Source organism: Shewanella sp. ECSMB14101, assembly GCF_000773485.1.
Taxonomy (GTDB): domain Bacteria; phylum Pseudomonadota; class Gammaproteobacteria; order Enterobacterales; family Shewanellaceae; genus Shewanella; species Shewanella marisflavi.
Genome location: NZ_JSFF01000008.1, coordinates 34,096 through 48,394, shown reverse-complemented (window position 1 = coordinate 48,394; position 14,299 = coordinate 34,096). Strand labels below are relative to the sequence as shown.

The 14,299-nt window shown below is 51.7% G+C and carries 17 protein-coding genes and 1 riboswitch; of the genes, 16 read left to right on the top strand and 1 reads right to left on the bottom strand.

Going from position 1 to position 14,299, the window contains the following annotated elements; genetic code table 11:
- Positions 1 to 116: 116 nt before the first annotated feature.
- A riboswitch (molybdenum cofactor riboswitch) is annotated at positions 117 to 251 on the top strand.
- From moaA to gltS, 16 genes are all read left to right on the top strand, one after another.
- Complete coding sequence (gene moaA, locus NY07_RS08270) at positions 239 to 1,219, top strand: GTP 3',8-cyclase MoaA (protein WP_033538877.1); 981 nt, start codon at positions 239 to 241, stop codon at positions 1,217 to 1,219. (Overlaps the previous riboswitch by 13 nt.)
- A gap of 113 nt (positions 1,220 to 1,332) precedes the next feature.
- On the top strand, positions 1,333 to 1,863 hold the full coding sequence (gene moaB / locus NY07_RS08265; RefSeq protein ID WP_033538876.1) for a molybdenum cofactor biosynthesis protein B: 531 nt from the start codon (positions 1,333 to 1,335) through the stop codon (positions 1,861 to 1,863).
- A complete protein-coding gene (gene moaC, locus NY07_RS08260) occupies positions 1,856 to 2,332 on the top strand; it encodes a cyclic pyranopterin monophosphate synthase MoaC (protein WP_033538875.1) in 477 nt (158 codons plus the stop codon). Before moaB ends, moaC begins: the two co-directional genes overlap by 8 nt.
- A gap of 38 nt (positions 2,333 to 2,370) precedes the next feature.
- Complete coding sequence (gene moaD, locus NY07_RS08255) at positions 2,371 to 2,622, top strand: molybdopterin synthase sulfur carrier subunit (RefSeq protein WP_033538874.1); 252 nt, start codon at positions 2,371 to 2,373, stop codon at positions 2,620 to 2,622.
- 2 nt (positions 2,623 to 2,624) lie between these two features.
- Positions 2,625 to 3,092 carry a molybdopterin synthase catalytic subunit MoaE gene (gene moaE, locus NY07_RS08250; protein ID WP_033538873.1) on the top strand — a complete coding sequence of 156 codons (468 nt, stop codon included), beginning with the start codon at positions 2,625 to 2,627 and terminating at the stop codon, positions 3,090 to 3,092.
- Positions 3,093 to 3,129: 37 nt separating this feature from the next.
- Entirely contained in the window at positions 3,130 to 3,921 is a 792-nt protein-coding gene (modA, locus tag NY07_RS08245; RefSeq protein WP_033538872.1) for a molybdate ABC transporter substrate-binding protein, read from the top strand.
- Positions 3,921 to 4,601, top strand: coding sequence for a molybdate ABC transporter permease subunit (gene modB, locus NY07_RS08240; RefSeq protein ID WP_033538871.1), 681 nt, complete (start codon positions 3,921 to 3,923; stop codon positions 4,599 to 4,601). Before modA ends, modB begins: the two co-directional genes overlap by 1 nt.
- A complete protein-coding gene (locus NY07_RS08235; RefSeq protein WP_033538870.1) occupies positions 4,582 to 5,691 on the top strand; it encodes an ABC transporter ATP-binding protein in 1,110 nt (369 codons plus the stop codon). The genes modB and NY07_RS08235 overlap by 20 nt, the downstream gene beginning before the upstream one ends.
- 102 nt (positions 5,692 to 5,793) lie before the next feature.
- Positions 5,794 to 6,153 carry a YgiW/YdeI family stress tolerance OB fold protein gene (locus tag NY07_RS08230; RefSeq protein WP_081953797.1) on the top strand — a complete coding sequence of 120 codons (360 nt, stop codon included), beginning with the start codon at positions 5,794 to 5,796 and terminating at the stop codon, positions 6,151 to 6,153.
- 148 nt (positions 6,154 to 6,301) lie between these two features.
- Positions 6,302 to 6,838 carry a PepSY domain-containing protein gene (locus NY07_RS08225; RefSeq protein ID WP_033538868.1) on the top strand — a complete coding sequence of 179 codons (537 nt, stop codon included), beginning with the start codon at positions 6,302 to 6,304 and terminating at the stop codon, positions 6,836 to 6,838.
- Positions 6,839 to 6,841: 3 nt separating this feature from the next.
- Positions 6,842 to 7,519 (top strand): response regulator transcription factor, encoded by a 678-nt coding sequence (locus NY07_RS08220; protein ID WP_033538867.1) that lies wholly within the window; start codon positions 6,842 to 6,844, stop codon positions 7,517 to 7,519.
- A gap of 49 nt (positions 7,520 to 7,568) precedes the next feature.
- Positions 7,569 to 8,828 (top strand): sensor histidine kinase, encoded by a 1,260-nt coding sequence (locus NY07_RS08215; RefSeq protein WP_033538981.1) that lies wholly within the window; start codon positions 7,569 to 7,571, stop codon positions 8,826 to 8,828.
- 10 nt (positions 8,829 to 8,838) lie between these two features.
- Positions 8,839 to 9,513 carry a TIGR01621 family pseudouridine synthase gene (locus tag NY07_RS08210; protein ID WP_033538866.1) on the top strand — a complete coding sequence of 225 codons (675 nt, stop codon included), beginning with the start codon at positions 8,839 to 8,841 and terminating at the stop codon, positions 9,511 to 9,513.
- 22 nt (positions 9,514 to 9,535) lie between these two features.
- Positions 9,536 to 9,703: a YqaE/Pmp3 family membrane protein gene (locus NY07_RS19175; RefSeq protein ID WP_011863909.1), complete on the top strand. Its 168-nt coding sequence runs from the start codon at positions 9,536 to 9,538 to the stop codon at positions 9,701 to 9,703.
- 160 nt (positions 9,704 to 9,863) lie between these two features.
- Positions 9,864 to 10,019 carry a DUF2986 domain-containing protein gene (locus NY07_RS19170; RefSeq protein WP_088903514.1) on the top strand — a complete coding sequence of 52 codons (156 nt, stop codon included), beginning with the start codon at positions 9,864 to 9,866 and terminating at the stop codon, positions 10,017 to 10,019.
- 212 nt (positions 10,020 to 10,231) lie between these two features.
- Positions 10,232 to 11,455 (top strand): sodium/glutamate symporter, encoded by a 1,224-nt coding sequence (gltS, locus tag NY07_RS08200; RefSeq protein ID WP_033538865.1) that lies wholly within the window; start codon positions 10,232 to 10,234, stop codon positions 11,453 to 11,455.
- A 251-nt stretch (positions 11,456 to 11,706) separates the two neighbouring features.
- Here the strand turns inward: gltS and NY07_RS08195 are convergent, their stop codons facing one another.
- Positions 11,707 to 14,244 carry a M14 family zinc carboxypeptidase gene (locus NY07_RS08195; protein ID WP_033538864.1) on the bottom strand — a complete coding sequence of 846 codons (2,538 nt, stop codon included), beginning with the start codon at positions 14,242 to 14,244 and terminating at the stop codon, positions 11,707 to 11,709.
- Positions 14,245 to 14,299 lie beyond the last annotated feature (55 nt).

The following is a 14,299-nucleotide window of genomic DNA, read 5'->3' as shown; positions in this document are numbered from 1 at the left end:
AATTGATAGTATTAATCTTCGTGAGCGGTGTCACATTATGTTAACGCTTGATTGATTTCAGACAAGAAATGGAAAGTTAGTACTATAAAACTCGGTCTATATCAGCCTATAATTGATAAACGACGGTTCTCCGAGCTTTCTCTCCTACGTCCGCAGATAGGGAGAGTCAGCCGTGGCAATAATGCCACCGGGGTGAGGAAAGAAATTGACTCACCTCCCCTTACTTGGAAAGGTGATCATGTCTCAACTACAAGACAATTTTGGTCGAAGATTTCACTATTTACGGATGTCAGTTACCGATGTCTGTAACTTCAAATGCACTTACTGCCTCCCTGATGGTTATCGTCCCGATGGTAAGCCTAAGTTTTTAGATCTCAATGAGATCGAAAATCTGGTGGGCGCCTTTGCCGAGGTCGGCACCCAGAAGATCCGCATCACGGGCGGCGAGCCCACTCTGCGTAAAGATTTTACCGATATCGTGCGTATCGTGGCCGACAACGACAAGATCAAGACATTGGCAACCACCACTAACGGCTATCGTCTCGAGAAGCACGCCAAAGAGTGGTTCGATGCTGGTTTACGCCGTATCAATGTCTCGGTCGATAGCTTAGACCCACGCATGTTTTATCAGATCACCGGCGAAAATAAATTCGATGAGGTGATGCGCGGCGTCGATGCGGCCCTCGAGGCAGGCTTTGAGCGGGTGAAGATCAATGCAGTGCTGCTCAAGGGCTTAAACGATAAAGACCTGCCCCGCTTTCTGCACTGGATCAAGCACACTCCAATCGATCTGCGTTTCATCGAGCTGATGGAAACCGGTCTGGGGCGTGAGTATTTCAAGGCTCATCACCTGGCGGGTGCCGACATTAAGTCGCAGCTGATTCAGGATGGCTGGCAGCTCGATCAGTCGGCTGTCGACGATGGACCGGCACAAAACTTTAGCCATGATGACTTCAAGGGTCGCATAGGCTTGATCATGCCCTATGAGAAGAACTTCTGCGCCAGCTGTAACCGCCTGCGTGTCTCGGCCAAGGGTAAGTTGCATCTTTGCCTCTTTACCGAGCATGGCGTTGACCTGCGGGATCTACTTCAGTCACACACTCAGCGAGACGAGTTGATCGAGCGTTTACATGGTCAGCTCAGGGCTAAGAAAGAGACCCACTTCCTCCACGATGGTATTACGGGTGTAACACAGCACCTGGCGTCTATCGGAGGCTAGTCGGGCTTGCGCTAGCGCAAGATATTCCGTTCGCTATCTGGGTATACTCTGCCCAGTATTCCTGTAGGCACATCAGTTTTTAGCAAAACAGATCAAGAGTGAAGAGAGACGTTATGGGTCATTGTACGAGAACTCAATTTGAACCGCTCAACATAGCAGTATTAACCCTATCCGACAGTCGAGACTTAAGCCAAGATACCTCGGGACAATTTTTACAAGAGGCCTTACTGGAGGCTGGACACAAGCTGGCTGAACGTCGACTGATCAAAGATGACAAGTATCAGATACGTTCGGTATTGTCTCAGTGGATCGCATCAGGTGATGTACAGGTGATCATTACCACCGGCGGCACAGGCTTTACCGAGCGGGATAACACGCCAGAGGCCGTCAAGCCGCTGTTTGACCGCGAAATCGAAGGATTTGGCGAGCTGTTTCGTCATATCACTTATACCGAGCTAGGCACCTCAACGGTACAGTCCCGAGCCTTGGGTGGCTTTGCTAACAAGACTGCCATCTTCTGTCTGCCGGGTTCGACTGGCGCCTGCAAGACTGGCTGGAACAAAATTTTAAAAGAACAACTCGATGCCACTCACAGACCCTGTAACTTTGTGATGCACGTGAAGAAGGTAGCAATTGATGAGTAGTGAATTTACCCATATTAATGCCGATGGCAATGCCCATATGGTGGATGTCACCGAGAAGGCGGTTACTGAGCGCGAAGCCCGTGCCGAGGCCTTTATCGAGATGGCGCCTGAGACGCTTGAGATGATCATGAGCGGCAGCCACCATAAGGGGGATGTCTTTGCCACGGCCCGTATCGCGGGGATCCAGGCAGCGAAGAAGACCTCAGACTTGATTCCTTTGTGTCACCCCCTGATGCTGACCAAGGTCGAGGTGGATCTCGAAGCGCAGCCCGAGCATAACCGAGTGCGTATCACCAGCCTGTGCAAGCTGTCGGGTAAGACAGGTGTCGAGATGGAGGCGCTAACCGCAGCCTCGGTGGCGGCATTGACCATCTATGACATGTGCAAAGCGGTGCAGAAAGATATGGTGATCTCTCAGACGCGTCTGCTGGAAAAGCGTGGCGGTAAGTCGGGACATTTTAAGGTTTAAGTCAAGGTTTAGGCCTTGAACAGGTTAGAGGTAACGTAATGATTAATGTGCTATTTTTTGCTCAAGTGCGCGAGCTGTTAGGTGAAAGCACAATAAGTGTCGAGGCAAGCGAGCAGACCACCACCGCCGAAGGTTTACGAGCCTTATTGGCGGCCAAAGATGACAAGTGGGGCAAGGTATTAGCCTCCGATAAGCTGTTGGTGGCGGTCAATCAAACCATCAGTAGCTGGGATACTCAGGTTGAAGATGGCGACGAAGTCGCTTTCTTCCCCCCCGTCACCGGAGGTTAATTATGAGCCAAGCGATCGACAGAGTGCTGGTGCAGACTCAGGATTTTAGCGTTCCCGATGAATATGCCCGTATCGCCGCAGATGACAGTGACGGCGCCGTGGTGACCTTTGTGGGTAAGGTGCGCGACTTCAACGATGGCAGTGCGGTGACCGATCTGACGCTGGAACATTATCCAGGTATGACTGAAGCTGTGCTGAATCAAATTGCCGTCGAGGCTAGAGAGCGCTGGCCGCTGACCCATGTAACCATTATTCACCGAGTCGGTACCATGGCGTTGGGTGAGCAGATCGTCTTTATCGGCGTGACCAGTGCCCACCGCAAGGCAGCGTTTGCCGCTTGTGAATTTTTGATCGATTTTCTCAAGACCAAGGCGCCGTTCTGGAAGTTAGAAGCCGGCGATCAGGGTAAGAACTGGGTCGAAGCTAAGGACGCCGATGAACAGGCGGCCAAGATGTGGGACAAGCAGTAAGCCGTGGCTTAAGCTGCGACCATGGGGAAGGGCTGAAATGGATATGCTCAGAGGTTTAATCTTAGGTTGCCTCATCTTGTTGGGGGCGCCTATGGCTTGGGCGAGCGAGGTGTCGGCTATTGCGGCGGCTGCCAACATTAAGTTTGCGCTGGATAAGATTGCCGCCGACTTTACCCAAGATACGGGCAAAAGGGTGCGCATCTCCTATGGTTCATCGGGTAACTTTGTGGCTCAGCTGCGCCACGGTGCACCGTTTGAGCTGTTTCTGTCGGCAGATGATAAGTATATCTACCAGCTTCACAAACTGGGCGTCACAGACAGCGATGGTGAGGTATACGCTATCGGTCGGTTAGCATTAGCGGCGCCCAAGCGCTCACCCTTAGTGATTGATGCTGAACTTGCCGGGCTTAAGCAACTGCTGGAGCAAGGGAAACTAAAGCGATTTGCCATCGCCAACCCTGAACATGCCCCCTATGGTGAACGCGCCAAGGAGGTGTTGCAACGCTTAGGGCTGTGGCAGCCGCTGCAAGCGCATCTTATCTATGGCGAGAATGTGTCGCAGGCGGCGCAATTTGCCCTTAGTGGCTCTACCGATGGCGGTATTGTCGCCTTGTCGCTGGCGATGGCGCCCCAATTTCGCGCCGCCAGTCATTATGTGGCGCTGCCGAGCGAGTGGCACTCACCGATGAATCAGCGCATGGTGCTTACTCCTAAGGCGGGAGAAACGGCCAAGGCTTTTTATGCTTATCTGAGTCATCCAAAGGCGAGGGCGATATTCACCGAATTTGGCTTTGGCCTGCCCCTTGTCAGTGAAGGTGGAGACCAGTAATGGATTGGCAGGCGCTGCTGCTTTCGATCAAATTAAGCTGTGTTACCGTGTTGGTGCTGATCCCTTTTGCTATCTGGGCTGGACGTTTTCTCGCGTATCGCCAGTTTAGGGGCAAGTCTTGGGTGGAGGCATTGATCATGGTGCCTCTGGTATTGCCGCCGACGGTGATCGGCTACTATTTGCTGGTGGGGCTTGGTAGTCAGTCCTGGCTGGGGCAGACCCTAGAGGCCCTGTTGGGCCAGCAATTAGTGTTTCATTTCTCGGGGCTGGTTGTCGCCTCGGTATTGGTCAATATTCCCTTTGCTATACAGCCGATTCAGCGCGCCTTCGAGTCTGTGCCCGAAGAGGTGCGTGATGCGGGCGCCTGTTGCGGCATGAGTCCGGCCAAAGTCTTGTTTAAGATAGAGCTGCCCTTAGTGTGGCCCGGGGTACTCACGGCGTTGGTGCTCTGTTTCTCCCATGTGCTCGGCGAGTTTGGTGTGGTCTTGATGATGGGCGGTAATATTGCCGGCGAGACCAAGACGATTGCCATCTCAATCTACGACAGTGTGCAGGCGTTCGATTTTGCCTCTGCCGGACAGATGTCGCTGCTGCTCCTGCTGTTTGCCATTACCGCGTTGGCGCTGACCACCAGTCTGTCCCGTCGATTAGGAGGGGTGAGTGTCTCAAGACGTCGCTGATCTGAGCTGTAAGATCTTTCAACAAGAGGGCATCGCCCTAGACGCCGAGTTTGTCTGCCGCGCCGGAGAGGTGTTGGCAGTTGTCGGCCCCTCGGGGGGCGGTAAATCGACCCTGATGCGAATGATTGCCGGATTGACCAAGCCTGAGTCGGGCGAGATACGCTATGGCGACGACATCTGGTTTAGCAGTGAGGCAGGGCGCTACTTGACGCCCCAGCAGCGTCACTTGGGCTATGTGCCACAACACTTTGGTCTGTTTCCCAACATGACGGCGCTGGCGAATGTGGTGGCGGCGCTGGATCATATTCCCAAGGCTGAGCGGGTGGCCAGGGCTAAAGATTGGCTGGAGCGGGTGAACCTACATGGTCTGCCGGATCGTCTGCCGGCAAACCTTTCAGGTGGTCAGCGGCAAAGGGTTGCGCTGGCCCGAGCACTCGCAAGAGAGCCCAGAGTTTTGTTATTAGATGAACCTTTTTCGGCGGTCGATAGAGAAACTCGCGAGCGACTCTACCTGGAGCTGGCGAGGCTCAAGGAACAGCTAGCGATCCCCGTGATCATGGTGACTCACGATTTGAATGAGGCGCTACTGTTAGCCGACCGTATGATACTGATTAGTCAGGGAACCTTACTGCAGCAAGGTCATCCCCGCGATGTGTTAAGTCGCCCGCGTAACGAGGCGGTTGCCAAGCAAATGGGCTTGAGAAACCTGTTCGATGCCCATGTGGTAGCCCAAGAGGCAGAGCGCGACATTACCTGGCTTAAGTTTGGTGAGCATCTGCTTGCCAGCAACTACTCTGAGCAGTTGGCTATCGGCGCTAAGGTGCGCTGGGTGATCCCCAATCAGGGGGTGCGCTTTAACTCCATCACCAAGGGGCGCCTGTGCCGCAGCTTTAACAAACTGGCCATCACCATAGAGTCCTGTCTCAGCATGGGAGAAACCATGCGTCTGGTTGCCAGTATCAAAGGGGTTAAACACCATCTCAATGCAGAGGTGCCGTTACATTTTGCCCAAAAGATGGGCTTGTCACCTGGGGTCGAGACAGAGGTGGCGCTCAAGTCAGATCTCATTCATATCCTGGAAAATGACTAAGCTGATGCACAGCTGAATACAATATGATCAAAGCTTAATATGGTTTCCATCTCCCCGATAATCGCCCTGGCTTATGCTAAGCGTCTAGAATCGAGGAGAAACATGATGCAGAAGAAACTGACAGGCACCCTTATTTTATCTGCGGTACTCACCTTACCGGCCTTTGCCGCCTCTAATAGCCTTAAAGCAACGGGTGTTATCCAGCAGGCTGCCGATGCCAAGACGGCCAAAGATGACACGCAGGTCGAGTTAACAGGTAAATTAATCAAGAGCTTAGGAGATGAAAAGTATCTGTTTCGCGATGCCAGCGGCGAAGTCGAAGTTGCGATAGATAATGCCCTTTGGCGTGATATCGAGATCACTAGCGACAACACTGTGACTCTCAGAGGTGAGGTGGATGATGAGTGGCGTGGACTGGAGATCGAGATCGACAGTATGGAGCTAGTGGGTCAAGCTGAATGATTGGGTGAAGGTGGCGATAAAGGCATAAAGCGAGATTGAGTTTAAACTAAATTTAATCTTGAAAGCCGAAGGCCCCCTTGTCTATCCCATTGGTACTGGGATTATTTGCGTGTAAGATACCGATATTGAAGAATTTAATGGAGGAGCCATGGCTCGTTGGTTAATCAGGTTAATGCTGTTGTCTGGAGTGGCTGGGACGAATGTCGCCTTGGCAAATCCGGCAGTGCTTGAGTTGCTTTCGGATAGCCAAAGCCTGACTCCGCAAAAGATGATCGAGCAGGCGGAAAAAACCTACCCTGGAGTGATCTCTGAATTTCAGATAGATGTGGAAAATGGCCAGCTGATCTATGAGCTCAGTATGATCAATACCAAAGAAGATGCCATTACCGAATTTGAGTTTTGGGCAAAAGATGGCCGACTCATTCGTCAGAAGGTAGAAGGTTTAGAGGCCGACGATAAAGATGAACTCAAGGCGGTTAAGCTGCTTAAAGAGATGGATCAGAGCTTCTCTCAACTGCTCAAGTTGGCCATGGGTGGAAGCGGTGCGCATATTTTGGAAGCCCAGCTGGATCATGATCTGGGTATCAGCTATTTAGAACTCAAGCTTATCGACGCCAATGGCAAACATAGGATTGCCTTCGATATCGAAAATCAGCGGCCTTTGCCCCTGTTGAAGTGGGATTAACAGATGAAAATATTACTGGTAGAAGACGATGCGACCACCACAGATTATGTGGTCAAGGGATTTGCCGAGCAGGGACACAATATCGAAACCGCCAGCGATGGTCATCAGGGACTCTTGTTGGCTACCAGTATGCAATATGATTTGGTGATCTTAGATCGCATGTTGCCACAACTCGACGGCCTAAAACTGCTGGCCGCACTACGAGCAACCGGCAATCAGACCCCAGTGTTGATCCTCTCGGCACTGAGCCATGTGGATGAGCGCGTGAAAGGGCTCAGGGCTGGCGGCGACGACTATATGACCAAACCTTTTGCCTTCTCTGAGCTCTTGGTGCGCGCCGAAAAATTGATGCAGCGTGGTAACTCGGCGCCAGCTCAGACTGAGCTTAAGGTCGGCGAGTTAGTGATGGAACTACTCACCCGTAAGGTGACCTTGGCGGGCAGTGAGATCATGCTGCAACCCAAAGAGTTTCAGCTACTTAAATATTTGATGGAACACCCTAATCAGGTGATCAGCCGCACCTTGTTGTTCGAGGCTGTGTGGGATTATCACTTCGACCCGCGTACCAATGTGATCGACGTGCATATCGCTAAGCTGAGACGTAAGTTTGAAGAGCTGGGCTTTGGCGAGTTAATTGAAACGGTTCGAGGGGCTGGCTATCGCCTCCGTCAAGGGCATTAGACCCTATCAGAGTAGTGCCTGGCGCATTACTATTATTTTCTCTGCTTTGGTGACCCTGATTATCGGCACCTTGTTGTTTGGCATGTATCGTCAGCTGATCAACGAGCAGGAGTTACAGACTAACCAACACCTTGCGGCGGAAAAGTTGCGTTATCAACAGATGGCGCTCACTTTGGACAGGCGTAGCTTCGCCACTCAGATCCGCGCCGCCGATCCTAAGACGGCGCTGGTGGTGTGGCGCAGCTCGCTGGATCTGGTCGGGGCCCTGAGTCTGATGCCAGATGATATGCCCTTGCTGCCAGAAACTCGGGATTTTCCCATTCTCACCAGTGGGCCGGATAAACTGCACATCTTAACCGGCGGCCTGGTGATCACCCGTTATGGCCCCGTGCTCATCGCGACCCGAACCGACCAATTGGCGACCCTGATCGAGCGCTTCGTCAATGCGGCAATTACTGCCCTGATGCTGACAATCGTGCTGACGCTCGCCTTGGGTTATCTGTTTTCCAAGGCTATCTTACGCCGTCTGGTACAGTACAACCGTTTAAGCAGGCGCATCGAGCGCGGCGAGTATTCCACCCGCCTGCCAGTAAGCTGGCGCCAGGATGAGTTTGACATGTTGGCGGGTAACTTTAACCAGGTGCTGGATACCCTGGAGGCCAACTTGCATGCGGTGCGCGGCGCAACAGACAATATTGCCCACGATCTCAGAACCCCCTTATCGCATCTTAGAATAGGGCTTGAGCAGTTACCGCAAAAGCCTGCAGAGGAGCTAGATGAGGCCAGCGCGATTTTGATCGAGGAGCTGGATCACTGCCTGGCGACCTTCGACGCTATGCTGTCACTCACTCGCATCGAGGAGGGGCAGCAAGATCTAGAATTGCAGCCTCTGAGCCTGAATGCCTTGTGTCAGGATCTATTCGAGATGGCCGAGGCGATGGCCGAGTCCAATGGCCAGACCTTAAGCCTGTCGCTGGATGAGGATTACAGCGTGATGGGGGATAAGTATCTGCTGTTCCAGGCCTTGTTTAATCTGGTGGATAATGCCATTAAATATTCGGGTGAAGGCGCTAAGGTTGAGATCGTTCAGCAGGGGAATCGTATTTTGATCCGCGACAATGGTCCGGGTATCCCCGCGGAGGCCACTGAGAGGGTGTTCGATCGTCTGGTGCGTCTGGATCCAAGCCGCCACAACAAGGGTACAGGCCTTGGGCTCTCGCTGGTGAAGGCGATCTTGCAGCGTCATAACGCCCGCATTGAGCTGGCCGATAATCAGCCAGGCCTCCTGGTGACCATCAGTTTTTCATAGGGCTACTGCCATGTATAAGATTATTGCCGACGAGGCCGATTTCCTGGTGATTGACAAGGCGCCAGGCGTTCACTTTCATAGTCAGGATGGCCATGCCGGTGTGATGGCGCAGCTTGAGACCGATCTGGGAATTAAGCTCTATTCAGTGCATCGACTCGATACCATGACCTCGGGCTTGCTGCTGTTTGCCAAGTCTAGCGAAGCCGCGGCAGGTTTTACCCAGCTATTTAGCGAGCACAAGGTGCAGAAGTACTATGTGGCGCTGGCGAAAGGCAAGCCGAAGAAAAAGCAGGGGAGCATAGTGGGTGACATGGCCAAGTCGCGCCGCAGTATGTATAAACTGCTACGCAGTAAAGAGAATCCGGCGATCACTCAATTTTTCTCTCAATCTGTGGCCGATGGTTTGCGTCTCTATCTGCTTAAGCCGCTGAGCGGTAAGACACATCAGCTCAGAGTGGCGCTGGCGAGTCTTGGGGTCCCCATGCTTGGGGATCAGCTCTATGGGGGCGAAGTGGCCGACCGAGGTTATCTGCATGCCTTAGCGCTGGGGTTTCATTGGCAGGGGGCTGATTATCATTATGTTGAGATGCCAACCCAGGGCGAAGTGTTTGCGCTCGATGGAGTAAAAAACCATTTGCAAACATGGAGTAAGCCTGAGAAGTTAGACTGGCCAAAACGAAATTGAGTTAAATGAAGGAACTTAGGTTATGGATACCAATAAACTGCTGCTTGTGATTATCGCCATTTTGCTACCGCCAGTGGCTGTATTTTTAAAGAGTGGTGTCGGTAAGGATCTACTGATCAACATCATTCTCTGCTTGCTGTTTTTTATCCCAGGCTTGTTACACGCCCTCTGGGTGGTTACTAAGTCTTAGGTCTTGTTTGCAGGCCACAGATAGAGCGCAGCCTGGCTGCGCTTTTTTGTGTCCGATTGCGGACATTTACCAGCTATTAGCGATAGCAATAAGCACTAAATTTGTGCTGTTAACTTTCTGATAACCCACTGCGGCGGTGTTTTAGGCTATAATCGCCGCCATGAATAGAAAGAAAAAGATCAATCAAACACTTAAGGCCAAGGCGAAGAAAGCAAATGCTAAACTTCATCGCTCAGGTAAGCCTAAGTATATTGCTAAAGCCGAGCGAGAACGACTCGCTATGGCAGACGAACCACCCTCAGAATCTGTCTCTTAGACTAGAGACCTTCCGCTAGTTATTATCATTTTCCCATGCTGGGAGCCCATTGGCGGCTCATTTCTGGTTACTGTCTGATGACAGGCTACAATTGGAGATGTGTTGGCGATCGCTCTCCTGAGCTGGGTAATGGTTGGGCCTTTGTGATTAACCCGGCCTGATGAACTGGTGAGTTGGATGATGACATCGCTTCTCACCGAATAAGGAGAACCATGAATACTGTTTATACCGTAGGAGAGCTGGAGTCATTTCTAGTGGCGATTTTAGTGCTCTTTATTGGCCACTCGGTTAATCGTCATGTGGCGTCATTTCGAAAATATAATATTCCCGAACCCATAGTGGGTGGCTTGTTGGTCGCCGCTGTGATCACCTTGCTGCACTTTTACAAGATTTCGGTAGAGTTCTCGCTGTCGATGCAAAATACACTCATGTTGATGTTCTTTAGCAGCGTTGGGTTAGCGGCGAGCTATAAGCTGTTGATGAAGGGAGGCAGTAAGGTGTTTGTCTTCCTGGCGATTGCCTCACTTTACATCATCATACAGAACGGCGTTGGTGTCAGCATGGCGACAGCTCTGGGGCTGGAACCTTTGATGGGACTGATTGCCGGCTCCATAACCCTGTCGGGTGGCCATGGTACTGGTGCAGCTTGGGCACAAACGTTTTCTGATGAGTATGGTATTAATACTTTGGAGCTGGCGATGGCCGCTGCGACCTTTGGTTTGGTCATGGGTGGCATCATAGGCGGCCCGGTGGCGCAGCGATTGATTAATAAAAATGGCTTGGTCTCCGACTATGGCGTTGGTGGTAACCATCACAAAGATCATCCCGACCTCGTGACCTATGATCAGTTAGAAGAGGATAGGGTTACGGCTAAGAGTATCTTAGAGGTGCTCTTCATCTTGCTGCTGTGTGTGGCTGGTGCCAAGTGGTTCGGTTCTTTAGTTGCCTATTTGGGGATAGGTTGGTTAAAGATGCCTGATTTTGTCTATGCACTATTTTTCGGGGTGGTGATTACTAACATTACCGAGGTCTCACGCGGCTTTAAGATCAATCGTGAATGTGTTGACGTGCTAGGCACAGTCTCCTTAGCACTCTTCCTTGCCATGGCACTGATGAACCTTAAGCTATGGGAGATCTTTGACCTGGCTGTGCCGCTGCTAATGATCTTGCTGGTGCAGACGGCAGTGCTGGCATTATTTGCCTATTGGATCACCTTTAGGCTAATGGGTAGCAACTATGATGCTGCAGTCATGGCCGGTGGTCATTGTGGTTTCGGGATGGGGGCTACGCCCACGGCCGTGATGAACATGGGGGCCTTGGTCACCCGGACAGGTCCATCACCGCAAGCCTTTATGGTGGTGCCTATTGTCGGGGCCTTCTTTATCGACATAGTGAACGCCGTGATTCTGCAGGGCTATCTGAGCTTTATTGGCTAAATAGCAAAGATAAAAAGCACCTTAGGGTGCTTTTTTTGTGGAGGAACGTGCCACCTTTGTGCTCCTAGTATTAGAGCTGCCAATGCTCAATCACCTCGCCGCAGGGTAAGGGGCAAAGGCTACTTGAAGGTCGGGCTGACAGACCGCCGCGCCTGGGGTGAGTAACAGGATAGGGCGAAATTGGGTCATAGTCAGCACGCTTGAAAAGTAAAATTAACCCTTAGCATCGCAAAGGGTTAATTAGCGATTAATCAATGTAAGGCTGGAATGAAATAGAGGCTATTGGCATAGACCTTCTGTGAACCTAGCCAGATATTCCGAAACAACAGATTGTCAGCTAAGGCGACTAGCGCGCCCTTGCCATGACGCTCAACTATGATCGCCGGGGTCTGGCTGAGGCTACGTTGGTACTCCATCGCCAAGAAGCCATCTAGCAGAGGTTCGTCGGCATAGGTTGCCGCTGTGACAAAGGGAGCTTGTGTCTTGCTAAGGCCAAATACTTTGTTTTTCATCACGGGAAGACGATTGCCACCCAAGCCAAAAGTGATAGGGTGACTGGTATCGAGATCCAGTGCCAAAACGGCGCCGCCTATCGCCTGACGGGCATCCAGTTTAGCCTTGTCGCCAAAGGTTAAACCGTTTGTGGCAAAGAGCTGACTGAAGTAGCGCTTCTCTCGGATATCACTCTTGAGTAAATTACCATTTGAAAGCCATTGCAGCGCCCCTTTTTGAGCCACTATCACGCCGCCTTCATTGGCAAACTGCCCCAGTTTTCGTGCATGTTTCTCTTCTAAATTAGCGTAGCTTCCATCGACCAAGAAGATATGCGTGTAGGCGTCTAGATCTATACTGGGCAGGCGGCTGATGTCGACCTGAGTGAGAGGGGCACCGATCAGATTATCCATGAAATACCAGAGTTCGCCGACTTCAGCCGATGAGGTGCCGTAGCCAGTTACCACCATGGCTTTAATGGGGGCGATATCATGAAAATCTGGGCTGCCAAGGTCAATGCCTGTCGTCGCTAAACCTGTGTCGACTCCTTTTAGTTGGACGCCGTATTGAGTGGCTAGTTTGGTCAGTTTCTCAATCAGCGCCTTGGGCGTATGGGTGGCTTGAGCAACTGGGACCTGCAAGGCTCCGGCTTGTAGATCAAGCGTTTGACCATCGGCGTTTAGGCTAAAAGGCTTGGCAGCAAATGTTACCTTGATACCATCAGCGAGTAACTGCTGTAGCAGTGGAGCCGCATTTTGCTGGCACCAGTCTATCAATACCGCAACGTTAGATGTGCTGAGTCGATTGGCCTTAAGTTGTGGTGGGCTGGTGAGGAGATCATCCACATTCAGGTTCACGTTACGCGCCATCTGCAGGTTGTAGGAGAAGGCGAGGTTCCAGCTGGATACATCGTAAAAGGTAGCGTCTTCAAATTCGGTACGAAGGTCGAACATGGCTAAGAGTAACGATTTTTGTGGCTGATTAATGGGGATGAACAGACTGTCAGCCTGGGTATATTGATGGCGTCCCTGTTTCATCTTCTCCTTCAAATAGAAGAAATGTATTTCATGCTGTTTCAGCAGGTTAGCTAGATCATCGCGTCTGGCCGGATCGCCGCTGGCACTCACCAGAAAACCCGCTTCGCGGCCCGAAGGCAGATGTTTATCTTTGCGCTGGTAGAAACGCTTCTGGTATTGCTTCAGCTCAGTTTCTAATGCCAGCGAGCCTTTCAGGCTGGAGAAGGAGGTGGCGATCTGGTTTTCGATGGCCTGACTAAATCGCAGCAGTCCATTTTCGGAATCTTGTTGCTGACCACGTACGCTGGCTTGCTCAAATAAGATGCCGACGGCGCCGTTAATGTCCGGATAAGTCGAACCTTTACCGTAATAAAAATCATCGAACTGTTGCTTGGTAAAATAACGCTGCTTGCTCTCATCTAACGCCTTGGCGTGGAAGCTGGCAAGCTTTTCGGTGATGGCCTGATTCTCTTGGGGGGTGAGCGGGTGTGTGCGGCTAGGCACTCCGGGCTGGAAAAAGAAGGTTTGATTGTGGCCCATCTCGTGGAAGTCGCCCAGATAGTGAGGTTGCCACTTATGAAACAGTGCGATGCGACCCTGCGACTCGGGGTGGCGCACAAATAACCAGTCGCGATTGAGATCGGCAAAATAGTGGTTGCGTCTACCCGCAGGCCAGTTTTGCCTGTGCTCATTATGATTCTCGTCGCTGACCTCTATCTTGCTGCGGTAGTTGTTGACCCAGGTGGAGAAGCGATCTAAACCGTCGGGATTTTGAGATGGGGTGATTAATACTACCGCCTTGTCGAGTAGCTCCTTAATCCAGGGATCTTGGCTCTGGCTCAGTTGATAGCTGACCTCCAGTGCGGCATGAGCACCGCTGGCTTCGTCACCATGGATCGAATAAGCCAGCCAAATGATCAGTGGCCCGTCAGGCGCCTGCCCCGACTTGACCTTTTGGCGTCCAGCGATGATCTCATCCAGCTTGGCTTGATTGGCCGCCGAAGTGATCACCGCCGTTATCTGTTGTCTGGCTTCGTGGCTTTGGCCTGTGGATTCCAGGCTGACTCTGGGACTTTGCTGTGCCAGTTGCTTGAGATAATAGTTGACCTGATCATGGCGCAGATGCCAGTGACCTAGGGGATAACCTAAAAACTGGCTGGGTGATTCTATGCTGGCCGCCGCTTGAGTAGGGGACGAGACTGAGATCACGCTTTGGCGAATTGATGCGAAGCTAGATAGCAGTGGGACGATAGAAAGCAGCAAAAGGCAGAGTCGCAGCATGGTAATGCTCTTTATTATTGTATATAAAGGCTAAATTAACAGTTAGGCTAGCGAG